General features: G+C 63.7%; 23 protein-coding genes. 7 read left to right on the top strand and 16 right to left on the bottom strand.

Annotated features, from left to right (window positions below):
• Positions 1-104 precede the first annotated feature (104 nt).
• From Q0071_RS13115 to Q0071_RS13105, 3 genes are all read right to left on the bottom strand, one after another.
• The gene (locus Q0071_RS13115; protein ID WP_298169973.1) at positions 105-836 is read right to left on the bottom strand and encodes an N-formylglutamate amidohydrolase; all 732 of its coding nucleotides are present in this window, start codon (positions 834-836) and stop codon (positions 105-107) included.
• 90 nt (positions 837-926) lie between these two features.
• On the bottom strand, positions 927-1,724 hold the full coding sequence (locus Q0071_RS13110; protein WP_298169971.1) for a 4-(cytidine 5'-diphospho)-2-C-methyl-D-erythritol kinase: 798 nt from the start codon (positions 1,722-1,724) through the stop codon (positions 927-929).
• A 452-nt stretch (positions 1,725-2,176) separates the two neighbouring features.
• Positions 2,177-3,823, bottom strand: coding sequence for an electron transfer flavoprotein-ubiquinone oxidoreductase (locus Q0071_RS13105; protein ID WP_298169968.1), 1,647 nt, complete (start codon positions 3,821-3,823; stop codon positions 2,177-2,179).
• A 22-nt stretch (positions 3,824-3,845) separates the two neighbouring features.
• Between Q0071_RS13105 and Q0071_RS13100 the strand changes: the two genes are divergently transcribed.
• From Q0071_RS13100 to moaB, 3 genes are all read left to right on the top strand, one after another.
• Complete coding sequence (locus Q0071_RS13100; RefSeq protein ID WP_298169966.1) at positions 3,846-4,709, top strand: hypothetical protein; 864 nt, start codon at positions 3,846-3,848, stop codon at positions 4,707-4,709.
• Positions 4,710-4,798: 89 nt separating this feature from the next.
• The gene (locus tag Q0071_RS13095; protein ID WP_298169963.1) at positions 4,799-6,547 is read left to right on the top strand and encodes a lytic transglycosylase domain-containing protein; all 1,749 of its coding nucleotides are present in this window, start codon (positions 4,799-4,801) and stop codon (positions 6,545-6,547) included.
• Entirely contained in the window at positions 6,537-7,064 is a 528-nt protein-coding gene (gene moaB / locus Q0071_RS13090; protein WP_298169961.1) for a molybdenum cofactor biosynthesis protein B, read from the top strand. Before Q0071_RS13095 ends, moaB begins: the two co-directional genes overlap by 11 nt.
• A 43-nt stretch (positions 7,065-7,107) precedes the next feature.
• Here the strand turns inward: moaB and Q0071_RS13085 are convergent, their stop codons facing one another.
• Positions 7,108-7,803, bottom strand: coding sequence for a methyltransferase domain-containing protein (locus Q0071_RS13085; RefSeq protein ID WP_298169958.1), 696 nt, complete (start codon positions 7,801-7,803; stop codon positions 7,108-7,110).
• A 145-nt stretch (positions 7,804-7,948) separates the two neighbouring features.
• Here Q0071_RS13085 and Q0071_RS13080 point away from each other — a divergent pair, with 145 nt between their 5' ends.
• Positions 7,949-9,031 (top strand): PA0069 family radical SAM protein, encoded by a 1,083-nt coding sequence (locus Q0071_RS13080; RefSeq protein WP_298169956.1) that lies wholly within the window; start codon positions 7,949-7,951, stop codon positions 9,029-9,031.
• Here the strand turns inward: Q0071_RS13080 and Q0071_RS13075 are convergent.
• From Q0071_RS13075 to Q0071_RS13035, 9 genes are all read right to left on the bottom strand, one after another.
• Positions 9,028-9,330 carry a hypothetical protein gene (locus tag Q0071_RS13075; RefSeq protein WP_298169953.1) on the bottom strand — a complete coding sequence of 101 codons (303 nt, stop codon included), beginning with the start codon at positions 9,328-9,330 and terminating at the stop codon, positions 9,028-9,030. The genes Q0071_RS13080 and Q0071_RS13075 overlap by 4 nt on opposite strands.
• A gap of 4 nt (positions 9,331-9,334) precedes the next feature.
• On the bottom strand, positions 9,335-9,658 hold the full coding sequence (locus Q0071_RS13070; RefSeq protein WP_298169951.1) for a YbjQ family protein: 324 nt from the start codon (positions 9,656-9,658) through the stop codon (positions 9,335-9,337).
• Positions 9,658-10,083 carry a DUF1330 domain-containing protein gene (locus Q0071_RS13065; protein ID WP_298169948.1) on the bottom strand — a complete coding sequence of 142 codons (426 nt, stop codon included), beginning with the start codon at positions 10,081-10,083 and terminating at the stop codon, positions 9,658-9,660. The genes Q0071_RS13070 and Q0071_RS13065 overlap by 1 nt, the downstream gene beginning before the upstream one ends.
• Position 10,084: 1 nt before the next feature.
• Entirely contained in the window at positions 10,085-11,689 is a 1,605-nt protein-coding gene (locus Q0071_RS13060; RefSeq protein WP_298169946.1) for a long-chain fatty acid--CoA ligase, read from the bottom strand.
• Between the two features lie 28 nt (positions 11,690-11,717).
• Positions 11,718-15,311, bottom strand: a complete 3,594-nt coding sequence (dnaE, locus tag Q0071_RS13055; RefSeq protein ID WP_298169944.1) for a DNA polymerase III subunit alpha — start codon at positions 15,309-15,311, stop codon at positions 11,718-11,720.
• Positions 15,312-15,490: 179 nt separating this feature from the next.
• Positions 15,491-16,192 (bottom strand): hypothetical protein, encoded by a 702-nt coding sequence (locus tag Q0071_RS13050; protein WP_298169941.1) that lies wholly within the window; start codon positions 16,190-16,192, stop codon positions 15,491-15,493.
• 157 nt (positions 16,193-16,349) lie between these two features.
• On the bottom strand, positions 16,350-16,838 hold the full coding sequence (locus tag Q0071_RS13045; RefSeq protein ID WP_298169938.1) for a glutathione peroxidase: 489 nt from the start codon (positions 16,836-16,838) through the stop codon (positions 16,350-16,352).
• Positions 16,839-16,908: 70 nt separating this feature from the next.
• Positions 16,909-17,583, bottom strand: a complete 675-nt coding sequence (locus Q0071_RS13040; protein ID WP_298169933.1) for an ABC transporter ATP-binding protein — start codon at positions 17,581-17,583, stop codon at positions 16,909-16,911.
• A complete protein-coding gene (locus Q0071_RS13035) occupies positions 17,576-18,817 on the bottom strand; it encodes a lipoprotein-releasing ABC transporter permease subunit (RefSeq protein WP_298169929.1) in 1,242 nt (413 codons plus the stop codon). Before Q0071_RS13035 ends, Q0071_RS13040 begins: the two co-directional genes overlap by 8 nt.
• A 174-nt stretch (positions 18,818-18,991) precedes the next feature.
• Here Q0071_RS13035 and purF point away from each other — a divergent pair, with 174 nt between their 5' ends.
• The 3 genes from purF to Q0071_RS13020 all read left to right on the top strand — a co-directional run bounded on the left by purF (position 18,992) and on the right by Q0071_RS13020 (position 21,656).
• The gene (purF, locus tag Q0071_RS13030; RefSeq protein WP_298169926.1) at positions 18,992-20,482 is read left to right on the top strand and encodes an amidophosphoribosyltransferase; all 1,491 of its coding nucleotides are present in this window, start codon (positions 18,992-18,994) and stop codon (positions 20,480-20,482) included.
• Positions 20,479-21,225 (top strand): SDR family NAD(P)-dependent oxidoreductase, encoded by a 747-nt coding sequence (locus tag Q0071_RS13025; RefSeq protein ID WP_298169923.1) that lies wholly within the window; start codon positions 20,479-20,481, stop codon positions 21,223-21,225. The genes purF and Q0071_RS13025 overlap by 4 nt, the downstream gene beginning before the upstream one ends.
• Before the next feature lie 68 nt (positions 21,226-21,293).
• On the top strand, positions 21,294-21,656 hold the full coding sequence (locus tag Q0071_RS13020; RefSeq protein WP_298169920.1) for a PilZ domain-containing protein: 363 nt from the start codon (positions 21,294-21,296) through the stop codon (positions 21,654-21,656).
• A gap of 319 nt (positions 21,657-21,975) precedes the next feature.
• Here the strand turns inward: Q0071_RS13020 and Q0071_RS13015 are convergent, their stop codons facing one another.
• The 3 genes from Q0071_RS13015 to Q0071_RS13005 are packed head-to-tail and all read right to left on the bottom strand — an operon-like array spanning position 21,976 to position 25,373.
• Positions 21,976-23,340 carry a deoxyribodipyrimidine photo-lyase gene (locus Q0071_RS13015; protein ID WP_298169917.1) on the bottom strand — a complete coding sequence of 455 codons (1,365 nt, stop codon included), beginning with the start codon at positions 23,338-23,340 and terminating at the stop codon, positions 21,976-21,978.
• 57 nt (positions 23,341-23,397) lie between these two features.
• On the bottom strand, positions 23,398-24,318 hold the full coding sequence (locus Q0071_RS13010; RefSeq protein ID WP_298170209.1) for a metal-dependent hydrolase: 921 nt from the start codon (positions 24,316-24,318) through the stop codon (positions 23,398-23,400).
• A 23-nt stretch (positions 24,319-24,341) separates the two neighbouring features.
• On the bottom strand, positions 24,342-25,373 hold the full coding sequence (locus tag Q0071_RS13005; RefSeq protein WP_298169914.1) for a 2-oxoacid:ferredoxin oxidoreductase subunit beta: 1,032 nt from the start codon (positions 25,371-25,373) through the stop codon (positions 24,342-24,344).
• Positions 25,374-25,383: the final 10 nt, after the last annotated feature.

Here is a 25,383-nt window from a genome sequence, read left to right as displayed (position 1 = left end):
TCTCTCGAAGATTGGGATTCGCCCGCAGGCGATCATGCAGCGCACCTACCGCAAGCGGGCTTTCGGGTCGAAAGTAATCTCCGCAACCATCCTGCGGATCACCCTTATGCGCCGAGCGCGATGGCAACCTGATTGGCGATGCGGGCGAGGCGTTCGGCCCACAAGGCGTGGTTGGCAGGGTCCGCAATCTGGTCCTGCCGCACCTCGATGCCGAAATAGGGCCGCCCTTCGGCCTCGGCGTGGCGGTTCATCGTCGCGTTGAGAAGGCGGCCCGAATAGGGTTCCTGATCGCCGACGACGAGGCCTTCGGCTTCAAGCAACGGAATCGCGAGGCGCGCGGCGCGGTCATCTTCGTTGTAGAGCACGCCGACCTGCCAGGGGCGCTGCTGCGCGGGATCGCTCGCAAGCTGCGGCGTAAAACTGTGGAGCGACAGGATCAGCGCTGGCGGTGCCGAGTCGAGCAGCGCCGCGAGCGCTTCATGGTAGGGCCGGTAGAAGCGTGCGAGGCGGGCTTCGTGGCCGGCATGATCAAGCGCATTGCCGGGAATGGCATGGCCGTCACTGGCAATGGGGCAGACGGTGGGGCCATGCTCATCGCGGTTGAAATCGCATACGAGACGGCTGACCCCGCCCAGGAACGCGGCGATTCCGGGGCGCTGGGCCATATGGGCAGCCACACCGGCAACACCGATATCGACGGCAATGTGCTGATCCAGCAGCGCGGGATGGATGCCGAGATCGATATCGGCAGGAACCCGGTTCGATGCGTGATCGGACACGACGAGAATGCCGCCAAAGCGCGGTGTACCGAGAATTTCGTAGGCTTCAGACTTCATGATTTCCTTTAGCCGTTCGTGTCGAGCGAAGTCGAGACACCACGCACGTCGCATAGTGTCTCGACTTCGCTCGACACGAACGGGTTGGGGTTAGCGAAGCTTGCCAGCAAGATGCCACCATGCCGCTGGCATTGTCTTGGCAGCGGCGTCGCGCGCCTCCGGCGTGTCGTAGAGCGCAAAACAGGTAGCGCCGGAGCCGGACATGCGGGCAAGCCATGCGCCGCTGGCAGCGAGGGTGGCGATGACGTCAGCGATTTCAGGAACGAGCGCGATGGCGCTGGGTTCCAGATCGTTGCGGCCTTCGAGCGCGATGGTGCGCAGATCGCCTGGTGGCATGGGGCCGCGGTCGATCCCGTCCCAGCCCTTGAACACCGGCCCTGTGGCGAGCGGGATGCGCGGATTGACGAGGAGGACCGGGGTTCCGGCGAGATCGTTGGGCACAGGTTCAAGCTCGGTGCCGGTGCCGCGCCCGATGCAGGCCGTGCTGAGCACGCAGGCAGGCACATCTGCCCCAAGCTTCGCAGCGCGGGCGTGCCAATCATCCGGCAGCCCGTGCTCCCGCTCGACCATGCGGAAAACCGCACCGGCATCGGCCGAACCGCCGCCGAGACCTGCCGCAACGGGTAGCCGCTTTTCGAGCGTCACGGCCCAGCCCTTGCCATGGGGCAAGGAATTCAAGGCTTTGGCGACGATATTGCCGAAAGGATCGGAGAGTCCTGTGGCAAACTCGCCCACCACATGAAGGCTGTCTGCGCCCGCAGGTTCCGCTGCCAGTTCATCGCCCGCATCGACGAACGCGAACAACGTCTCGAGCTCGTGATAGCCATCCTCGCGCCGCCGCCTGATGTGGAGCGCAAGGTTGATCTTGGCGTAGGCGGTTTCGCGCATCGTGACTTATTCCTGTTTTCGTCACTTGCGACGAAAGTCGAACCGATCCCAGAAAGAGACCTCACGAGCAAACTTAGGCATTTTAAAGATTTTGGTTTTCTGAACTGATGAGCGAACTGTGACTGCCCCGTCAGCTTGAGGCGCAAGGCGCGGACTTCCATGAAACGTGATAGAGGTTGGAAATTCACCGGTGCTCTCTGCCCTCCTCGCACATTCTTCATGCGCTGCTTTAAAGCCGGCTTCAAAACCCCTTCGTCCTATCTCCCAGATTAGTCCGTCGAGTTGCCCCCTGAGGCCAGAACTCAAAACCCGGCAACTCGGAATAGATATCCTCAAAAAACCAGAAAGTGTCCCAATGCTCTTCCTCAGTGATGAGGATGCACCTTGAGCGCTATCATCCATGGGTCACCCTGTTTGCTTGGAAAGTTGGAGAAGCTCTGGCCTCCGCTCCATCACATATTCGGATAGTTCGGGCCGCCGCCGCCTTCGGGCGTCACCCATTCGATGTTCTGCGTCGTGTCCTTGATGTCGCAGGTCTTGCAGTGGACGCAGTTCTGGGCGTTGATCTGGAGGCGCGGGTTGCCGTCTTCGCCGGTGAGGAATTCATAGACACCAGCGGGGCAGAAGCGTGCTTCAGGCCCGGCGTAAAGCGGCAGGTTGATCGCGGTCGGAACGCTCGGGTCCTTGAGCACGAGGTGGCACGGCTGGTCCTCCTCGTGATTTGTGTAGGAGAACGAGACCGAGGTCAGGCGGTCGAAGCTGATCACGCCGTCGGGCTTGGGATATTCGATCGGCTTGAACAGGTCGGCGCGCATCGTGTGCTCGCTGTCCTTGTGGTGCTTCATCGCGCCGATCGGATTCACCTTGAGCACGCGCGCCCACATGTCCGCACCGGCCAGCACGGTGCCGAGCGAGCCGCCGAACTTGGCAACCAGCGGCTGCGCGTTCTGGACGAGCTTCAATTCCTTGGCGATCCAGCTTTCCCGCACGGCGCTGTCGTATTCGCCAAGCTCATCCTGTTCGCGGCCATTGGCCATGGCAGAGGCAATCGCTTCGGCGGCGAGCATGCCGCTCTTCATCGCGGTGTGGCTGCCCTTGATGCGCGGCACGTTTACGAAGCCTGCCGAGCACCCGATGAGCGCACCGCCCGGGAAAGCAAGGCGCGGCACTGACTGCCAGCCACCTTCGTTGATCGCCCGCGCGCCGTAGGACACGCGGCGGCCGCCTTCGAGGATTGCGCGGATCGCCGGATGCTGCTTCCAGCGCTGGAATTCCTCGTAAGGGTAGACGTAGGGGTTCGCGTAATCCAGCGCGGTAACAAAGCCCAGGGCGACCTGATTGTTCGCCTGATGATAGAGGAAGCCGCCGCCCCACGCATTGCTCTCCGAAAGCGGCCAGCCCTGCGTGTGGATCACGCGGCCGGGCACATGCTTTTCAGGATCGATGTCCCACAGTTCCTTGATGCCGATGCCGTAGACTTGCGGCTGGCAATCGCGCTCAAGGTCGTACTTGGCCTTGAGCTGCTTTGTGAGGTGTCCGCGCGCACCCTCTGCAAACAATGTATATTTCGCAAGCAGCTCCATGCCCGGCTGATAGTCCGGCTTCTTGCTGCCATCCTTGGCGATGCCCATGTCGCCGGTGGCGACGCCGCGCACCGACCCATTGTCGTCGTAGAGAATTTCGGCGGCGGGGAAGCCCGGGAAGATCTCGACACCGAGCTCGGTCGCCTGATCGGCCAGCCAGCGGCAGAGGCTGCCAAGGCTGCCAGTGTAGTTGCCGTGGTTCGACATGAAGGGAGGCATTGGCCAGTGCGGCAGCGCCGTCTTGCCGGAGCGGGTCAGCACCCAGTGCCAGTTGTCGGTGACTGGCGTTTCCGCCATCGGGCAGCCCGCCTCTCGCCATTCCGGCAGGAGTTCATCGAGCGCCTTGGGATCGACCACCGCGCCCGAGAGGATGTGGGCGCCGATTTCCGAGCCTTTTTCGAGGATACAGACCGATATCTCGGAATTGACCTGCTTGAGGCGGATCGCCGCTGCGAGGCCGGCAGGCCCGCCGCCGACAATCACGACGTCATACGGCATCGATTCCCGTTCGCTCATTCTCTCTCGCTCCGACCCCATATTGGGCACGCTGTGCCCCGAAAGCTCAAGCCCCTGCCTTGAAAGCTGCGGCCAGCAAGGTCAAGACCGCTTGGTGATGGGACTGCAAGACACAAGTGACAGGTCATTGGGCAAGGCGCTTGAAGCCGCGCTTGGCTGGTGGGCCGAGGCCGGGGTCGACATGGCCTTTGTCGATGCGCCGCAGGACTGGCTGGCGGCTGAGGCTCCGACGCCTGCGGCCAAAGCGGCGCCAGCCCTTCCGCCGACCGAGAAGCGGCCGCCGCGCGTCTCCGCGCAGGTGGCAGAACCTGGGCCAATTGCTGAAGATCGCAGCGGATGGCCCGAAAAAATAGAAGATTTTGCTACCTGGTGGCTCTCCGAACCATCGCTTGCGCCGCGCGGTGCAAAGCGGCTCGCACCGGTTGGGCGACATGGTGCTAAACTCATGGTTCTGGTGCCGATGCCGGCCGAGGACGATGGCGAGGCGCTGCTTTCGGGCCGGTGCGGCAAACTGCTCGATGCCATGCTATCCGCCATGGGCATCGATCCGGGCGAAGTCTACCGCGCCTCCGCTCTTCCCGCCCGAATCGCCTTGCCCGATTGGGCAGGACTGGGCAGCGCTGGCCTTGGTGACGTGCTCAAACGACATGTCGCGCTCGCCGCACCGCAGCGTATGCTGGTATTCGGCCGCGGCGACATCTCGGCGCTATTGGGGCACGGCTCAGCGCATAATGCTCACCATTTACGCGCACTTAACCATGAGACTGGCACAGTTATGGCGGGTTTCGAATACGATCTCGAGACTTTGCTGGCCAAGCCGAGCTGGAAGGCGGGGGTCTGGCAGCGATGGTTGGACGGGGCAGCAACGGATGCTGCTGCGGCATGACGACAAGAGCTGGCAGACTGAAACGGGAAGAGATCCGGAGTGGGATATTCGTGCGGGGCCAATCATTAATGAAAGTGAGCCGCACCGCCATGCTTGCTGCGGCCGCCGTGCTTGCGATCGGTACGGCCGCCCCGGCTGCCGCCAATAGCGCTGCCGCCGAGTATTTCCGTTCGCGCGCTGACCGCACGTCGGTCCCTGCCCTGCTCAGCCAGGAAGACCGCGCCTACTACAAGCAGATGTTCGGCGCGATCGAGCGCGAGGATTGGACCACTGTGCAGACGCTGCTCACGCAGCGCGCCGATGGCCCGCTCCACGCCGTGGCGCGGGCACAATACTACCTCGCGGCGAGTTCGCCGCGTGCCGAACTGGCGCCGCTGACGCAGGTTCTGTCCACCGCACCCGAATTGCCCTGGGCGGAGCAGCTGGGCCGCCTTGCCCTCAAGCGCGGCGCGACCGAGCTACCCGCCCTCCCCAGCGCACAGCCGATGGTCTCGCTTCCCGGCCTGCCCAAGCGCATCAAGCCGCGCCCCGTGGCAGACGGCACGATGCCTGACAGCGTGGCGCTGGCGATCCAGGACCGCATCAAGAACGACGATCCACTTGGCGCGCGCGTGCTGCTCGACGGGATCGAGTCCAGCCTCTCGGTCGAAGCACGGGCCGAATGGCACCAGCGCGTGGGCTGGGCCTTCTATATCGAGAACGACGACGCTAATGCGCGCAATGTCTCGCTCGGCGCGCTGCAAGGGGCAAACGGGCCGTGGGTAGCCGAAGCGCTGTGGACGGCCGGGCTTGCCGCCTGGCGGCAGGGAGATTGCCAGAACGCAGCGGCAAGCTTCGAACAAGCGGCCAGCGCTGCGCAGAACGATGAACTGAACGCCGCCGCCAACTATTGGGCCGGGCGCGCGTGGATGCGCTGCCGGGCGCCGGAAAAGGTTGCCACCGCGCTGCGCAGCGCGGCGCGGCTGCGCGATACGCTTTATGGCATGATCGCCAGCGAAGCGCTCGGCCTCAAGGAAACCAGCCTCGCCTCGGCGCCGGACTTCACCTCGGAAGACTGGCAGCAACTCCGTCAGGTCAGCAACGTGCGCCTTGCGGTGGAACTGGCCGAGATCGGCGAAGATGGCCTTGCCGACGAATTGCTGCGCCATCAGGCCCGGATCGGCGATCCCTCGCTATACGCGCCGCTTTCGCGCCTTGCGCGCGATCTCGGCCTGCCTGCAACGCAGCTGTGGATGGCCTACAACGCGCCGTCCGGCGCCAAGGCCGATGCCGCCGCGCGCTTCCCTGCGCCGCGCTGGGTGCCGGCGACGGGCTGGAAGGTCGATCCGGCGCTGCTGTTTGCCCATTCGCTGCAGGAATCGAACTTCCGCACGGCAGTCGTCAGCCCTGCCGGCGCGCGCGGGCTGATGCAGGTCCTCCCCGGCACCGCCCGCGGCCTTACCCGCAATGAACCGGCCATGGTCGGCCGCGAGAAGCAGCTCGACCTGCCAGACGTCAACATGGCGTTCGGCCAGGGGTATCTGGTGCAGCTCAAGGATTCGGGCGCGACCGGCGGCCTGCTGCCCAAGGTGATCGCGGCCTACAACGCCGGGCCGATGCCAATCGCGCGCTGGAACAGCGAGATCCGCGACAATGGCGATCCGTTGCTGTGGATGGAATCGATCCCCTATTGGGAAACGCGCGGCTACGTTTCAATCGTGATGCGCAATTACTGGATGTACGAGCGCCAGGCCGGCGGCCCTTCAGAAAGCCGCATCGGCCTTGCGCAGGGCATGTGGCCGAAGTTTCCGGGCCTGACCGGCGCGGAAAGCGTGAGGATGGCTTCGCGTGGCAATTGACACTTCGCGCACCTTCAAGCCGATCAACATCGCGGTCCTGACCGTTTCGGACACGCGCGGGCCGGAGGACGATACCTCCGGCGATATCCTCGCCGAACGGGTCAAGGGCGCAGGCCACCATCTCGTCGCGCGGGCGATCGAGAAGGACGATGCTGGCCGCATCGCGAGCCGCCTCAACAACTGGATCGACGACCGCAGCGTGGATGCGGTGGTGATCACCGGTGGCACGGGCCTGACCGGCCGCGACGTGACGCCCGAAGCTCTCGACCGCGTGAAGACCCGCGATATTCCGGGCTTTGGCGAGCTGTTTCGCTGGCTCAGCTTCAAGACTATCGGCACCAGCACCATCCAGTCGCGCGCCTGCGCGGTGGTGGCGCGGGGCACATATATCTTCGCCCTCCCCGGCTCCAACGGGGCGGTGAAGGACGGCTGGGACGGAATCCTTGCCGAGCAGCTCGACAGCCGCAACCGGCCCTGCAACTTCGTCGAGCTCATGCCCCGCCTGCTCGAAAAGTAGGCTCACCGCACCTAGGACCGCTGCGAGCCCTCGCGGCAAAACGTCACGTCCGGCGCAGCACCATGACCGTGTTGGCATGCATCTGCAGCGGTCCGTAGACCATGCGGATCGCGCGGTCGCATCCGCCGCGCACAACATCTTGCGCCTTGCGCGCGATGCGGCCGGGAAGGCCACCGGCATAGGGCCTGAATGGCCGCCCGGCATAGACCACCTCGAGCGCGAGGCCCTGCGCCATCTGTTCGACAATCGGGGCCGACAGCACGGATACGTGCGTCTGGTCGCCATGCTGGATCGGCAGCGAAAGCGGGCTCTGCCCGTTCGGGAACCGGGCGAACAGCAATCCGTCCGGCTCCAGCAGGCGCGCGGCGGCGGCGAGCAGTTCGCTGTTCTGAGCGCGCGTCAGGTGTTCCATCACATCGATCGCGGCGATCACGCGAAGGCGGCCCGGCAGGACGTCCTTCCACGCGGTGAAGTCCAGCGGAAGGAGCCCCACGCCGGCAGCCACGGCCTTTTCCCGCGCGGCGGCCTGGACTTCCGAACCGAAGACCTGCGCACCCCGACCCGCTGCCCAGCCGAGGAAATTGCCATTGCCAAAGCCGACTTCGGCCACCAGCGCACCCGCCGCCACCGCACCGCCCAGATAGTGCGCGAAGAACTGCGCATCGGTCGGCGAGGGCTGCATGAACGGTGCGTCATCCCAGCCCTTGAGCGCCTGATAGTGAAGATAGCCGTCTTCCATTCCATGCTCCGTCCACCCGTTCGCCGACAGAAGCGGACTGACGCCAGCGTCGCAATCTCAGTCGGCCCCGAAATGGAGCTAGAGCAGCAGCGCGGGTGCTGGAAAAGCGCTGGAAATCCATACATGTTCTATATATGTTCCGTTCATGGGCAGATCCGATTCCATTGTACGCGGACGCGGGGCGCAATCGGCACGGGTGCCCACGCGCTTCGGATTGAACACGCGGGAGGCTGACGGCGACTGGCTCGATACCGCGGCCAGCGTCGATGGACCGGGGCCCAAGCTGCGCACGACGGTGACCGAGGAGTTTCCCAAGACGGCAATCGCCTGGAACACTTCGCCCGACATCCCATTCGATCGATCGCTCAATCCCTATCGCGGGTGTGAACATGGCTGCGTCTATTGCTATGCGCGGCCGACGCATGCCTGGCACGATCTCTCGCCGGGCCTCGATTTCGAGACGAAGCTGTTTGCCAAGCCTTCCGCGCCCGATCTGCTGCGCAAGGCCTTCGCGGCGCGCGGCTACCGCCCTGCCCCGCTGGCGCTCGGCACCAATACCGATCCCTACCAGCCGATCGAAGCGCGCTACCGCATCACCCGCCGCGTGCTGGAAGTGTGCCTCGAAACCGGGCATCCGGTGACCGTCACCACCAAATCAGCGCGGGTCCTCGATGATCTCGATCTGCTGACTGCGCTGGCGCAGCGCGGCCTCACCGCAGTTTCGATTTCGGTGACCAGCCTCGATCCGCGGCTCTCGGGCATTCTGGAGCCGCGCGCCTCCGCCCCGGCCAAGCGTCTTGCCGCGCTCGAAGCGCTGGCGAAGGCTGGCGTGCATGCCAATGTCTCCGTCTCCCCGATCATTCCGGCGATCACGGACAGCTTTATCGAGGAGATCCTCGCCGAAGCGGGTGCGCGCGGGGTCCAGTCGGCGAGCTGGATCATGTTGCGCTTGCCGCACGAAGTAGCGCCGCTGTTTCGCGAGTGGCTTGATCTGCATTTTCCGGACCGTGCCGCCAAGGTCATGGGAATTGTGCAATCGGTGCGCGAGGGCAAGGACAACGACGCGCGCTTTTTCAGCCGGATGAAGCCGAAGGGCGTCTGGGCCGATCTGGTGCGGGGCCGCTTCCGGCTGGGGATGAAGCGCGCAGGTATCCCGCAGGCCAAGCCAGTGCTCGATTGCAGCCAGTTCCGCGCCCCCAGCCGCGACGGACAGTTGGACCTGTTCTAATCCGGTCGCTCGCCCGTGGGGAGATAGCGCCGCTCACCGGAGATAGGATCGTACCAGACTTCGAGTATCTGGCCGGACTGGTGATCGATCTCGCGCTCAGCCGTCAGCTGCCAGGTGCCGCGAGGGCGGCGTCTACGCTCGAGGTAACCCGCGTCAAACACGGTGCCGACCGCGATCAGCGCGGCAAGCACGAACAGCGGGAAACCGCCGCCATCCTTGCCGGCCGCCTGCATCAGCACGCCGCCGATTGCGGCAAGCCCGGCAAGGACCAGCGCGGCGATGCGGCCATTCGGCGTCACGCCATCACCCTTGGGGCTTCAGTTTGACCGCCGTGCCATAGGCGACGACTTCGTTCATCGTCTGACCGATGGAGCCTGAATCGAAGCGCATCATCACGACAGCGTCCGCGCCCATCAGCGCCGCGTTCATCACAAGGCGGTCGATCGCATGGCGGCGCGTGTCTTCCACCAGCGCCGAGTATTCCTTGATCTCGCCGCCAATGATCGAGCGAAGCCCGGCGACGATGTTGCCGCCAAGGCCCCGGCTGCGCACCACCACGCCGAAGACCTGCCCAAGGCATTCGGTCACTTCACGGCCAGCGACGTTTTCGGTGGTGGCGATGATCATCAGGCCAGGCTTTCCCTTGGAGCAAAGCGAACGAGCCGCGATGTGGCGACGGCTGCCTGCCGGTGGACGACGACCGGAGCATAGTCCGGATCCTTGACCATGCCCATGAAGGATGCGGCATCAGGATAGGCCATGACAAAGGTCTCGTCCCACTCCCATTCGGCAGGCCCGGTCACCATCGCCTCGAACCCGCCTGCCCAGACGATCTGTCCGCCGGAACGGGCCAGCACAGGCTGGATCGTCCGCATGTACTCGCGGTAGGCCTCCGCACCCGTCAGCCCCTTGTCAGCCAACGGATGGCCTTCGGGATAGGCGGCAAGTTCGCGGAAGCGGACGAGGTTGAGCATATGGATCGGCGTGTCGCGCGGCAGGGCCTTGAACTTCGCGAAGTTCTCGCGGCTTGGATCGATATAGACTTCGGTCATATCAGGCGCTCCACTGCCAGTCGCGGAACTGGTCCCGCAGGTCTTTCTTGCTGATCTTGCCGGTGCCGGTGTGGGGAATTTCATCCACGAAGGCGACCGCATCGGGCAGCCACCACTTGGCGACCTGGGTGCCCAGATACTCGCGCAGACCATCCGGGCAGACATCCACGCCGGGCTTCTTTACCACCACCAGCAATGGCCGCTCGTCCCAGCGCGGGTGGTAGACACCGATGGCGGCGGCCTCAGCCACGCCGGGGAAGCCGATGGCCGCGTTTTCGAGCTCGACCGAGCTGATCCATTCGCCGCCCGATTTGATCACGTCCTTGGTGCGGTCGGTCAGTTGCAGGGTGCCGTCGGGGTGGATCACCGCGACATCGCCGGTGTCGAACCAGTTTTCGGCGTCGGTCGCGGGGCTTTCGGCCTTGAAGTAGCGACCGACCACCCAGGGTCCACGCACCTGCAGCGCGCCCGAGGCCTTGCCATCGCGGGGCAGGACCTTGCTGTAATCATCGAGATCGACACAGCGCAGCTCGACGCCGAAGGGCACGCGGCCCTGCATCGCCTTCACCGTGACCTGCTCGTCGAAGGAGAGCTCATCCCAGTTCGAGGTTTCGGTGCCGGTCGTGCCGATGGGCGAGGTTTCGGTCATGCCCCAAGCATGGGCGACGCGCAGGCCCTTCTTCATGAAGCGCTCGATCATCGCGCGCGGCATCGCTGAGCCGCCGCAAACGACCGTGTGCAGCGAGGACGGGATGTCCTTGCTGTTGGCGTCAATGTATTGGAGCAGACTGAGCCAGACCGTGGGCACGCCAGCCGAGGTTGTGACCTTCTCGCGCTCCATCAACTCGCAGAGCACCGATGCCTCGTTGACAGCGCTGTAGACGAACTTGGCGCCCGCCGCTGCCCCGGCCCAGGGTAGACCCCAGCTCGCGGCATGGAACATCGGAACAATCGGCAGCGCGACGGTGCGACAATCCATGCCGAAGACCTGCGGGGTCATCGCGGTCATGGCGTGGAGTACGGTCGAGCGGTGCTCATAGAGCACGCCCTTCGGATTGCCGGTGGTGCCGCTGGTGTAGCAGAGCATGCAAGGATCGCGCTCGTCGCCATCGGCCCATTCGCCCTCGCCGTCTTCGCTGGCGATCCAGTCCTCGAAGTGCTCGGCCGGGCCGCTGCTGTCGAAGCAGATGTAGTGCTCGATCGTCTTCCAGCGCGGCTTCATCCGTTCGATGATCGGCGCGAAGGCAGCATCGAACAGCAGGACGCGGTCTTCGGCGTGGTTGGCGATGTAATCGAGCTGATCATCGAACAGGCGGGGATTGATCGTGTGAAGCACCCCGCCGACGCCGACCGCGCCGTACCACGTCACGAGGTGGCGGTGGTGGTTCATGGCGAGGGTCGCGACGCGGTCGCCCGGCTTGATCCCCAGCTTTGCGAGCTTTTGCGCCATCCGCATCGCATCGTGGCGGATGCCGGCCCAGGTGGTGCGGCTCTCGCTGCCATCGGCCCAGCGCGAGACAATCTCGCGGCCACCATGTTCACGCGCGGCATGGTCGATGAAACGCGTAACGCGCAGCGACCAATCCTGCATGGCGCCCAGCTGCATGCCTTACTCCCCTTTTACGTTGATTGTTCTATTCGACGAGCCGCAGATGCCGGTCCGGCCTTGCGGTGAGGGCCACATTGGCAAGCCCTTCCACCGGAATCAATCGCTCGATTACATCCGAATCAAGTGAGAAATCATTGCCGAGCCGCATGACCGGTTCGCGCGACGTACCCGTGCGCAGGCGGGCGATCACTTCACCCCTTGCCCCTTCCGCGCGCGGCAGCAGCAGCGCGAGTTCGGACATGGCCTCGGGCCTGGTCACATCAAGCTTCAAAAGCATGCGCGCGGCGCTGCTGACCGAGGCCAGCGGGCGCGCGCCGCGTACGGTGATGCGCGGGGGCTCATCCGGGTTCGGGCGGTCCAGCTCGACATTGAGGAGGACGCAGGTGCCCTCACGCGCCCATTGCTGGAAGGGCTCGACGAGGCTTTCCTCGAAGCACGAGGCGGAGAACTGGCCGGTGCTGTCCGAGAAATCGGCGGCAATAAAATCATTGCCCTTCTTCGTCTTGCGCCGGTTCACGTTCTCGACGAGCGCGGCCATGACGGCGCCGGTGCGGCCCCCGGCAGCGTCTCCGTCGCCGCTGATCAGACTGCCATAGCTGCGTGCGCCATTGGCGGAGGCAACAGCGCGGTATTCGGTGACGGGGTGCGCGGCGAAATAGAACCCGAAGGTATCACGTTCGGCTGCCATCTGATCGGCGCGCGACCAAGGTGCGGCCTCCGAAAGCCGCGTTGCCGGGACGGCATGGTCCTCTGCGCCGAACAGCCCAGCTTGCCCCGATGTGCGCGAACGGACGGCTTCGTCCGCCACGGCCATGAGCAGCTCCGCGTTGGCCGTGATCTGCGCGCGGTTGGGCTCCAGCGCATCGAACGCCCCCGCGGCGGCGAGCGCTTCGAGCCCGCGCCGGTTCATCGCACCCGCAGGCAGGCGGCGAAAAAGGTCATCAAGGCTGGTGTATGGCCCGGAGGCCTCGCGCTCTGCGACGATGGCGTCCATCGCCTTTTCGCCGACATTGCGCAGCCCGGCGAGCGCATAGCGCACGGCATAGCCATCTTCGGTACGCTCGACGGTGAATTCAGCTTCGGAGCGGTTGATATCCGGCCCATGGAGCGCGATCCCCGAGCGGCGCATGTCGTCGACAAACACGGCCAGCTTTTCCGACTGGTGCATATCGAAGCACATCGAGGCGGCGTAGAATTCGTGCGGATAGTGCGTCTTGAGCCAGGCCGTCTGATAGGCGAGCAGCGCGTAAGCAGCGGCGTGGGACTTGTTGAAACCGTAGCCTGCGAACTTGTCGATCAAGTCGAACAGCTCATTGGCCTTCTTGGCGTCGATCCCTGAAACGGTCAGGCAACCATCGACAAAGCGCTGGCGCTGCGCGTCCATTTCGGCCTGGACTTTCTTGCCCATGGCGCGGCGCAGCAAGTCGGCGTCGCCCAGCGAGTAGCCCGCAAGGATCTGCGCGGCCTGCATGACCTGTTCCTGATAGACGAAAATCCCGTAGGTCTCGGCGAGGATGACCGAGAGCTTTTCGTGCGGGTATTCGATCGTTTCCAGACCGTTCTTGCGGCGGCCGAACAGCGGGATATTGTCCATCGGGCCTGGGCGGTAGAGCGAAACGAGCGCGATGATGTCGCCGAAATTGGTGGGTTTCACCGCCGCCAGCGTGCGGCGCATACCTTCCGATTCCAGCTGGAACACGCCGACGGTGTCGCCCGACTGGAGCAGCTTGTAGACCTGTGCGTCATCCCACGCGAGCCGGTCGAGATCGATCTGGATACCGCGCTTGGCCATCAGATCGACCGCCTTGCGCAGCACCGAGAGCGTTTTCAGACCAAGGAAGTCGAACTTCACGAGGCCCGCTTCCTCGACGAACTTCATGTCGAACTGCGTGACCGGCATGTCCGAACGCGGATCGCGATAGAGCGGGACGAGCTGCGCAAGGGGCCGATCACCGATCACCACGCCCGCAGCGTGGGTAGAGCTATTGCGCGGCAGGCCTTCCAATTGCATCGCAAGGTCGATGAGGCGGCGCACTTCGGGATCGCGGTCGTATTCGCGCTTGAGGTCTGCGATGCCATTGAGCGCGCGGGGCAGCGGCCAGGGGTCGGTCGGATGGTTGGGCACCATCTTGCACAGGCGGTCGACCTGCCCGTAGCTCATCTGGAGGATGCGCCCCGTATCGCGCAGCACCGCGCGGGCCTTCAGCTTGCCGAAGGTGATGATCTGCGCGACGTGATCGTCGCCATATTTGCGCTGGACATAGCGGATCACTTCGCCGCGCCGGGTTTCGCAGAAGTCGATATCGAAGTCCGGCATCGAGACGCGTTCCGGGTTGAGAAAGCGTTCGAACAGCAGGCCCAATTTGATTGGATCGAGATCGGTGATGGTGAGCGCCCAGGCGACGAGGGAGCCCGCACCGGATCCACGCCCCGGCCCCACCGGAATGCCCTGTTCCTTGGCCCACTTGATGAAGTCGGCCACGATCAGGAAGTACCCGCCAAACCCCATGCGGTTGATGATGCCGATCTCGAATTCGAGCCGGTCGCGGTACTGCTTCACCTCGTCCCAGTGCCCCTCGGCGCGCAGGACTTCGGCAGGCAGGCTGTCCATCTCCTCGACCGGACAGGTGAGCGCTGCGGCGAGTTCCTCGGCGGCGGCATCGGGGTAGTAGGGCCTGAGGCGCACGACGAGACCGGTGCGCGAATCCTCGGCCATCATCCGCGCCTCGCCTTCCTTGTCGCCGGCGAGGCTGGGGAGGATCGGCTTGCGGTAGGGCGGCTTGTAGGCGGTGCGCTGCGCGACGACGAGGGTGTTGGCGAGCGCTTCGGGAAGATCGGCGAAGATCTCTTCCATCATCGGCGCGGGCTTGATCCACCATTCCTTTGAGGAGCGCGGACGATCAGTGGAATCGACGTGGGTGGAGCTGGCGATGCAGAGCATCGCATCGTGGGCATCGTAGAATGCACGCTCGGCAAAGCAGGCCGGATTGGTCGCGACAAGCGGAAGATCACGCGCATAGGCGAGATCGATCAGCGCGTCCTCGGCAGCCATTTCCGCGGGATCATTGCGGCGGGCGAGCTCGATATAGAGACGCTGCGGGAACAGCGCTTCGATCTCGGCGAGATAGGCCTCGGCGGCGGTTTGCTGGCCATCGGCGAGCAGACGGGTGAGTGCCCCCTCCCCCGCCGCCGTCAGGCAGAGCAGGCCGTCGGTATGGCCCGCGAGTTCGGCCAGCGGCACATGCGGCGCGAATTCCAGCGGGCGCGCAAGGTGCGCCTGGCTGACGAGGTGGCAGAGGTTGTCGTACCCCGCCGCATCCTGCGCATAGAGCGCGAGCCAGTCGATAGTGGGCGCACTGGCCCCGAAGCCGGTGTTAGCCGCCCCTTCGCGCGCCGGGCGGGCCACCGCGAGCATGGTGCCGATGACGGGCTGGACGCCCGCATCGAAGCAGGCCTTGGCAAAGGCAACACTGCCATAAAGCCCGTTGCGATCGGTAATCGCCGCCGCCGGAAATCCCCGCTCCGCCGCCGTCTTGGCAATCGCCTTGGGATCGATCGCGCCATCGAGCATCGTGTAGGAGGAGAAGACACGAAGGGGAACGAAGGAGGCGTGGGGCATTAGGAGACGCTAGGGCGTGGAGAGCGATTCTACGAGGGACATAGGGGCAGCTTGCCCACAAAACCTGTCGAGAAAATTCCCCAGTAGCAGTTGAGGCTTTAGATCAAAAAATCAAATAACTCGCCCGCTTCTCAGAAATATAAGATAGCTCTTATCAGAAAAATTTGCCAAACTCACGGTCAATATTTATATATTCTATACATTGTCGCAAATAATGGTTCTGATGACGCAATATATGAAGGCGAAAATTCAAAAACCACCTGACACTTATCATCAATAAGATGGCGTTTATCATCAGATGTGACCGCTATGAACCTACTGCCTATTGGTGTTAGAACAGTAAATTTATCACAACTCACTCTATTATAACTCAGACTTTTATATGGCGCATGCCTATCCAAAAAACCTTGATCCAAAGATAATCCAAACACACTTATCGAAAATACCAACATGCACCATAATAGTTCAGTGATAAAATTTGATAAACTTAATTGAACAGCAATTTTCCACCATCTAGAAGAAAAAGCAAAAAACACAAAAATAAAAGTCAATTGATACCAAGGTGGAACTTTAAAGTATAGACAGAGTATAAGAATAATAAGATTATATATCGCAAAAATATCTATAAATAAACTTGGATTTATATAAAAAATTTCCAAAATTTTTCCCAAACGATCACTGCCGCACTCATCATCTAAATCTATATTCTTAGCACTCTCCGGCGCACTCTCGCGAAAGTTTCGTATAGAGATAACTATAAAGGGAAGTCCCAATCCAAAAAAATAAACCGATAATAGGTTTCTGATTGTGATTGTAAAAAAATCACCTGCCGTAAAAAATCCGCTAATGTGATCTCCGAAACCTAGTGAATATCCAGCCATGTATAGAGCGCATGAATATACGTGTAGAACCGGAATGAAAACTCCCGTTCGAGCAATTATCTCTTCAGTAATCTTCACATTATTACCCACATAGCGAAAAATTGTCCGCAACTATTTCTGAACAATGAAATCTATGAATCCATCACTGGCATCCGTTTTAAAGCAAAGCCTCGATATCCGCCGCCAGCTTCTCCGGCTTATCCGTGGGGGCATAGCGGCGCACCACCTTGCCATCCCGCCCGATCAGAAATTTGGTGAAGTTCCACTTGATGCCCTTGGTGCCAAGCACGCCCGGCGCCTCGGCCTTGAGCCAGTTGTAGAGCGGATCGGCAGCGTCGCCGTTGACTTCGATCTTGGCCATGAGCGGAAAGCTCACGCCGAAATTGACCTTGCAGAAGCTTTCGATCTCGTCCGCCGTGCCCGGCTCCTGCCCGCCGAACTGGTTGCAGGGGAAGGCCAGCACTTCGAAGCCGCGTTCGCCATACTTGCGCCAGAGCGCTTCCAGACCATCGTATTGCGGGGTGAAGCCGCATTTGGAGGCGGTGTTGACGACGAGGAGGACCTTGCCAGCCTTGTCGGCAAGGCTGAGGTCCTTGCCGCCGGGAACCTTGACGGTGAAATCGGCGATGGTCTGCGGGCTGGTCATGCTGCGGGCTCCCCTGATGTGCTTTGATCGCAGGCTGGCACGGGGCCGCGCGCGGATCAAGCGGAGAGCGTTACGCGAGCAAACCCTCGTGCAGGCGGACCACGCGGTCCATTCGCAGCGCAAGCCGCTCGTTGTGCGTGGCGACGAGGGCGGAACTGCCCTCACCGCGCACCAGCTTGAGGAACTCGGCGAGCACCTTGTCGGCAGTCGCCTCATCCAGATTGCCGGTGGGCTCGTCCGCCAGCACGAGGCCGGGGCGGTTGGCGAGTGCGCGGGCGACGGCGACGCGCTGCTGCTCGCCGCCCGAAAGCTGGCTGGGCCGGTGCGTGAGGCGGTGGCCGAGGCCGAGCGCGGTGAGCAGCTCTTCCGCCCGCGCCTTCGCCTCACCAGCGCTCTTGCCTGCGATCAGCTGCGGCAGAATGACGTTTTCGGTCGCGTTGAAATCGGGCAGCAGGTGGTGGAACTGGTAAACGAAACCAAGGTGATCGCGGCGCAGCGTGGTGCGCGCATCCGCCGAAAGCGCGCTGGCTTCGACACCCGCGATCTCGATCTGCCCGGTAAACCCGCCCTCCAGCAGGCCAACCGCCTGCAGCATGGTTGATTTGCCCGAGCCCGAGGGACCAAGCAGCGCGACGATCTCACCGGGGCGGATGGCCAGATCAATGCCCCGCAGGACTTCGATGGTCTCGTCGCCCTGACTGAAGCTGCGACGCAGATTGGCAAGGCGCACGAATGGCTCACTCATAGCGCAGCACCTGCACGGGATCGGTGCTCGCCGCCGTGAGCGCGGGATAGAGCGTGGCGAGGAAGCTGAGGACGAGCGCCATCACGCAGATCACCGTGATCTCGACCGGATCGCTGCGGCTGGGCAACTCGGTGAGGAAGCGGATCTGCGGGTCCCACAGCGGCTGGCCGGTGAGATACTGCACACCGTTGACCACGCTCTGGCGGAAATAGAGAAACACGAGACCAAGGCCGAGGCCCACCGCAGTCCCCAGCGCGCCGATGATAAAGCCGATGGTGACGAAGACCTTGAGCAGGCTTCTCCGCGTCGCCCCCATGGTCCTCAGGATCGCGATATCGCGCGTCTTGGCGCGCACCAGCATGATCAGCGAGGAGAGGATGTTGAACACCGCCACCAGCACGATGATCGAAAGCACCACGAACATCGCCACCCGCTCGACCGCCAGCGCCTCGAACAGGCTGGCGTTGATCGTCTTCCAGTCGGTCACTTGCGCGCGGCCCGCCAGCGCCTGCTTGATGGGCGCGAGCGTCTGCGCGGCGGTATCGGCGTTGGTCGTGGTCACCTCGATCATGCCGATGGTATCGCCCGTCAGCAGCAGGGTCTGCGCATCCGCAATCGGCATCACGACATAGGCGTTGTCATAATCGTAGACGCCGATCTCGAAGATCGCGGCGACGCGGTAGCCGATCTGGCGCGGCACGGTGCCGAAGGGGGTGGAGCGGCCCTGCGGATTGATGATCGTGATCGTATCGCCGATCTGCGCGCCAAGACTTTCGGCAAGGCGTGAGCCAATGGCGACATTGGTCGAACTGGCACGGAGTTCGGCGAAATTGCCGACCACGCGCTTGGCGGCAAGCCGCTTGAGATCGGCGGCGGTATTGCCGCGCACCAGAATCGCCTCGACCCGCCCGTTGAAGGTGGCCAGCAGCGGCTGCTCGATCAGCGGGCTCGCGCGGGTGACCCCCGGCGTTGCCTCGACCCGCTTCAGGATATCCTGCCAGTCATCGAGCCGCCCGCCATAGGCCTGGATGATCGCATGCCCGTTGAGGCCGACGATCTTGTCGAGGAGTTCGGCGCGGAAGCCGTTCATCACGCTCATCACAATAACCAGCGCGGCAACGCCAAGCATGACCGCAACGAGGCTGATGCCGGCCACCATAGCGATGAAAGCTTCGCCCCGGCCCGGCAGCATGTAGCGCTTGGCGATCGTCCATTCGAAGGGCGAGAGGATCAAGTGCAGGCTCGCTTCAGCATGTGTGCCGCCATCTAGGCGCAAGCGCGGGGCGTGGCAACCGTGTCCACGAGGCGGTGCTGCGGTTTGGAGACACTTGCGTTACGCCCCAAAGCTCGCCACATGGCGCGCTGAAGGCGTCGGTACGGGCGCCGCAGCGCAGAATCCGGAACGCCCATGAACCACACCGATCCCCTTTGCGGCGCGGCCCATCCTTTTTACGACGAGAACGGCGACAAACTCCGCGAGGAATGCGGGATTTTCGGCGTTCTGGGCGCGCGTGACGCAGCAGCCATCGCGGCGCTCGGGCTTCATGCCCTGCAGCATCGCGGGCAGGAAGCTGTCGGCATCACCAGCTTCGACGGGCAGGAATTCTACTCCCGCCGCGGCCTTGGGCACGTCGCGCAGAATTTTTCGAGCGGACAGGCCATCGCCGAACTGCCCGGCAACATGGCCGCGGGCCATGTGCGTTATTCGACGACGGGCGGTTCGGGCCTGCGCAATGTGCAGCCACTGTTCGCCGATCTGGCCACCGGCGGCTTTGCCATCGCGCACAACGGCAACATCTCGAACGCGATGACGCTGAAGCGCGATCTTGTCGCCAAGGGCGCGATCTTCCAGTCGACTTCGGATACCGAAGTGATCATCCACCTCGTCGCGACGAGCCGCTATCCGACGCTGCTCGACCGCTTTATCGACGCCTTGCGGCTGGTCGAAGGCGCCTATTCGCTGATCTGCCTCACCAACGAAGGCATGATCGCCTGCCGTGATCCGCTCGGCATCCGTCCGCTCGTCATGGGCAAGCTGGGCGATGCAGTGGTCTTCGCGAGCGAGACAGTCGCTCTCGACGTGATCGGCGCCGATTTCGTGCGCGAGGTCGAGCCGGGCGAGATGATCCAGGTGGATCACGACGGCGCAATCCGCTGCCACCGCCCGTTCGGCCATCCCAGCCCCCGCCCTTGCATTTTCGAACACGTCTATTTCAGCCGCCCGGATTCGCTGATGGGCGGCCGCTCGGTCTATGAAGTGCGCAAGGCGATCGGCGCGGAGCTCGCGCGGGAATCGGCGGTCGATGCCGATCTCGTGATCCCGGTTCCGGATAGCGGCGTTCCTGCCGCGCTCGGCTTTGCCAACCAGTCGGGCATTCCCTTCGAGCTTGGCATCATCCGCTCGCACTATGTCGGCCGCACGTTCATCCAGCCATCGGACGGCGCGCGCCATGCCGATGTGAAGCGCAAGCACAATGCCAACCGCGCGCTGGTCGCGGGCAAGCGCATCGTGCTGATCGACGATTCGATCGTACGCGGCACCACCTCGATGAAGATCGTGCAGATGATGCGCGATGCCGGCGCCAGCGAAGTCCATTTCCGCGTGGCGAGCCCGCCGACCGAGCATTCGTGCTTCTACGGCGTCGATACGCCCGAGCGTTCCAAGTTGCTGGCCGCACGCATGGACGTGGAAGCCATGGCGAAGTTCATCCACGCCGATAGCCTCGCCTTTGTTTCGATTGACGGGCTCTACCGCGCTGTCGGCGAAGCCTCGCGCAACAAGACATGCCCGCAGTATTGCGACGCTTGCTTTAGCGGGGAATATCCCACGCGCCTGACCGATCTTGTCGGCCGTGACGGAGCCGACCAGTTGCCGCTGCCGGTGGGCAAGGTGGCATGAGCGTGACCGGACCGCTCTCAGGCCAGCTCGCGCTGGTGACCGGCGCAAGCCGGGGCATCGGTGCAGCCACCGCCAAGGCGCTGGCTGCAGCGGGCGCGCATGTGATCCTCACCGCGCGTGCGGGCAAGGACCTCGAGGCGACCGAGCAGGCGATCTACGAGATGGGCGGCAACGCCACGATCGCGCCCGTCGATCTTGCCGAGCCTGACGGCATCGCCCGCCTCGCCGCCGCGATCGGCCGGCGCTGGGAGGCGCTCGACATTCTGGTGATCAACGCGGCGGTGCTGCCTACGCTGACCCCGGTATGGCAGATCGAGCCCAAGGACCTCAGCCGCGCGATGACGCTCAATGTGCTGGCGACCCAGTCGCTGATCGCGGGCTTCGATCCCATGCTCAAGAAAAGCCCCGACGCGCGCGTGATCGGCGTGACCTCCAGCGTCGGCTCCGCCCCGCGCGCCTATTGGGGCGCTTATGGCGCGACCAAGGCCGCGTTCGAGAACCTGCTCGATGCCTATGCGCAGGAAGTGCGCAACCTTTCGGCGATCCGCGTCGCGATCCTCGATCCGGGCGCGACCCGCACTGGGATGCGCGCCAAGGCCTATCCGGGCGAAGATCCGGCGAGCGTGAAAGCACCCGAAGTGGTCGGCGATTTCATCACCCAGCTTGTTGGTGAATCGTTTGCCAGCCCGAGCCGCGTTTCGGTTAACCAGCCCAGGGAACCACAAGTCCTAACAAACGGTTAAGCGCGTCTGGCGATAGTCTGCTCACGACTTCCCGCAGGGGAAGCGCGACTCGGCTCAGGATAATCGCCATGCACATGGACTGGGATCCTTACGCAAACGAAGCCTATTTCCACGCGACTCAGGAAGACCGCTGCGCGGCGCGCAACAAGGTCAACATTCCCGCGAGCCTGCGCGCTTCAGGCTCGAAAAGCTTTCATACCGTGGTGCACGATCTGTCGCTGGGCGGTTTCTCCGCCACCGCGCTCAACCGCATGCATGTCGGAACGACCTGCTGGCTCACACTGCCCGGGCTGGAATCCCAACAGGCCGAGGTCGTCTGGTGGCTGCGCGGGCAGGTCGGCTGCGCCTTTGCCCACCTTCTGAGCCCGATTGTCTACGACAACATTATCCTGCGCTACCGCGGAGACGGGGTCTATCGGCCGGTCGTCTGACACCAGATGGTAAAACTTTTCTTAATACTTTTCAACGAACCTCAAGTTCGCTTGAGGAGGGTCAACTGGCTGACTGTGATGCCGCCCCCGCAAAGCCGGTCCCGCCCTACATGAGGTAAAAGCACCAGAGACGCACGAAACGCTCGACGATCCGTTCAAGGATGCGGCCAAGCGAAACGGTCCGGCGCGCACAGGCGCGTGAAGGCTCGGCCCGTGCCGGAAAGGGACCTGCCGCCCGCAATGAGATGCCCGCCCAGCCCGGGCATTTGTGCATTCATGGGCGGCGGAATGGTGGTGGATGACGTCACTTGTCCCAAGCTCAGCTGCGATCGTTCCATTCGGCATAGGCCGCCAGCGCCCGCGCGCGGGCTTCAGCATGGCCGACGATGCGCGGCGGATAGGCGCGCGGGCGGACCTCGGGATCGTGGATCGCGCTGTCGCCGAGATGCGCGAGTTCGGGCACCCACTGGCGAATATAGGCGGCCGCATCGAACTTGGGGCTCTGGGTGAGCGGTGCCATGATCCTCACGAACATGTTGGAATCGACGCCCGTCCCCGCGCTCCACTGCCAGTTGACCGCGTTCGAGCCGTAGTCGGCATCGACGAGCGTATCCCAGAACCAGCGTTCACCCTCGCGCCAGTCGATGAGGAGGTGCTTGATCAGGAAGCTCGCCGCGATCATCCGCACGCGGTTGTGCATCCAGCCCGTCGCCCAAAGCTCGCGCATCCCGGCATCGACGATGGGGTAGCCGGTTCTGCCCTGCTGCCACGCCTTGAGGCCTGCAGCATCCTCGCGCCACGGGAAGCTGGCGAAAGGCTCGCGCGCGGGCTTGCCGGCATAGTCAGGCAGCTGGAAAATGACATTCTGCGCATAATCGCGCCAGCCCAGTTCGCCGAGGAAGGTGCCGACCGAGCCGCCTCGATCCATCGCCGCGTGCCAGATCATTGCAGGCGATATCTCGCCGAAATGCAGGTGCGGCGAAAGGCGCGAGGTGCCGGGAACGGACGGCAGGTTGCGGCGCTCGGCATAAGCACGGGCGCGAGGCAGGAAGGCCTCGAGCCGCGCGGCGGCCCCTGCTTCGCCCGGTGTCCACTCGGCGCGCATGCCGCCGGTCCAATCCGGTGTCGTCGGCAGAAGGTGCCAATCGGCGAGGTTGTCGGAGGCGGGCCACACTTCCGGTGCGGGGATATGGCTCGGCGCGGGGCTCGGCGCTATCGGCGGCATGCGGGCTTCGAGTGCGCGCCAGAACGGCGTGTATATCTTGTAGGGTTGGCCGCTGCCCGAGGTGACCGAACCCGGCGGGGCAAGATAGTTGCCGTCATGGCGCTGCAGGTGGAGAACTTCGCCCACCGCGCGCTCGGCATTGCGCCACCACGGTTCGTAGTGGCGCAGGCAATGGACGGTCTTCGCCCCCGTTTCGCGCGCGAGATCTGCCAGCACTTCCTCGCAGCGTCCGCGCCGCAGGATCAGCCGTGAGCCCTTGGCCCGGAGGTCGGCGTCGAGACTGGCCAGGCTGTGATGCAGCCACCAGCGTGAAGCAGCGCCCATGCGGCGGTGCTTGGGCATCTCGTCATCTAGCACATAGACCGGAATCACCGGCCCGGCAGCAGCGGCGGCGGCAAAGGCGGCCTGATCGGCAAGGCGCAGATCGCGGCGGAGCCAAACGATGGAGGGTGTTGTCATCAGCGCGCTCTGCACCTTGCAGGGCTCCGGGGGGCACCTGCACCTTGGGGCACGCGATCAATCGCCCCCGCAGGGATCGACGACAGCGCGGAAGTTGCGGCTGAGTGCCGGGCCGGTGAAGCGGGCATCGCCAAAGCTGATCCTTGTGCAGCGCCTCTCGGTCTCGATTCTGGCCATGGGCATTTGCGACCATGCGAGGAACTTGCGCGCCTGTGCGGTCACCTGCGCTGCCCTTATGGCGCGCGGATCCGCCATATTGTCCGGCACCGTCCTGCCAAATTCCGTCAGCCCAGCCCCGCCTTGAAGCGGATCAAAAGTGCCGAAGGTAATCGCCCCGCCCTCACGCCAAACCACATCGCGGCGCCAGAAGGCCAGCGGTTCGGGCGAGGCGAACACGCGGTCCGGATTGGCATAGGGCGCATTGGCCTTGGGAGCGTCCCACGCCAGCGCCGAGATGCCGATGTTGAGCGCGATGAATGCAGCGCTGGCGGCCAGCGCGGCCATGGCCGGCTTTCCCGAACCCTTACGCCGGGCGGCCCAGACGCCAAGGCCCAGCAGGCCCAGCAACCACGGCGAGATGATGAACAGGCCATCAGTGTGAAACCAGCGCTCGCTGAAGGGCGAGAGCAGTTGCACAGCATAGATGTTCTGCAGATCGAGCAACGGATGCGTGAGCGAGGCGATCCAAGTCAGCACGAGCAGCCAGCCAAAGTGCAGTGGCGGCGCATCTGCGGGCGCGGGTAGGCGCTTGCCCCAGACCCAGAGCGACAAGGCCAGCAGCGGCGGCAGGACAAGCACGCCGCCGAGCAGCCCATGCGTGAAGCCGCGGTGCGTCGCGAGCGGCTCCCACGGCACCCACCCGAACAGGACGTCGATATCGGGCAGATTCGCCGCGAGGACCAGCGCCGCCGTGCCGAACCGGGTGCGGCGCTTCAGGCCGGTTTCAGCCAGCGCCCACCCGACGAGGCTGTGCGTTATGTTGTCCAGCGGCGGCTACCTTCTCAGGCCTGATCGGCGGAGACCGTCCAGGTCTGGCCCTTGCTGAGGAGGGCGGCGAGGTTGGCGGTCTTGCCGGCCGATGCGCGGGCGCGTTCCTCGATGACGGCCGCCTCGAAAGTCGGGCGCGGATCGTCGTAGATCACGCCGAGCGCCATCGGGAACGGGCCGAACGGCATTTCGACAAGGAGATGCGCCATGGCGCGGTTCTTCACGTCGTGAACGCGCACGCCAGCGGTCTCCCAATCACCGTCCACCACATCGACGACTTTGAGCGACAAGGTATCGGTATCGAGCGCGATGCCTTTGGTGCCCTTGTTAAACAGCATCGGCTCACCGTGTTTCAGCCAGAGCTGGCCCGTGGCGGCACCGGCCTTCTCGGTGAAATCGGCGAAGACGTCCTTGTTGTAAACGATGCAGTTCTGGAAGATTTCGACGAACGCCGCGCCCTGATGGGCATGCGCCGCCTTGAGCACCGCAGGCAGTTCCTTGCTGACGTCGTAGGCCCGCGCAATGAAGCGCCCGCCTGCACCCAGCGCGAAGGCACAGGGGCTGGCCGGACGGTCCACCGAACCCAGCGGTGTGGTGGGCGAGACTGTGCCCATGCGGCTGGTGGGCGAATACTGGCCCTTGGTGAGCCCGTAGATCTCGTTGTTGAACAGCAGGATTTGCGTGTTCAGATTGCGGCGCAGCACGTGCATCGTGTGGTTGCCGCCGATCGACATGCCGTCGCCGTCACCCGTCACCAGCCACACATCGAGCTCGGGATTGGCGAGCTTGAGGCCGGTTGCGAAGGCCGGGGCGCGGCCGTGGATCGTGTGGAAGCCATAGCTTTCGACGTAGTAGGGGAACCGGCTCGAGCAGCCGATGCCCGAGACAAACACGGTCTTGGCCGGATCGGCACCGATTTCCGGCAGCGTGCGCTGCACCGCCTTTAGGATCGCATAGTCGCCGCAGCCCGGGCACCAGCGGACTTCCTGATCGGTTTCCCAGTCCTTCAGAGTGGTCTGGACGGCGATCTTGGTCATCTCGTTCATGGCTTCGCTT

This window comes from Novosphingobium sp. (assembly GCF_027486195.1).
Classification (GTDB): Bacteria; Pseudomonadota; Alphaproteobacteria; order Sphingomonadales; family Sphingomonadaceae; genus Novosphingobium.
This window is presented reverse-complemented; position numbering and strand designations above follow the sequence as displayed.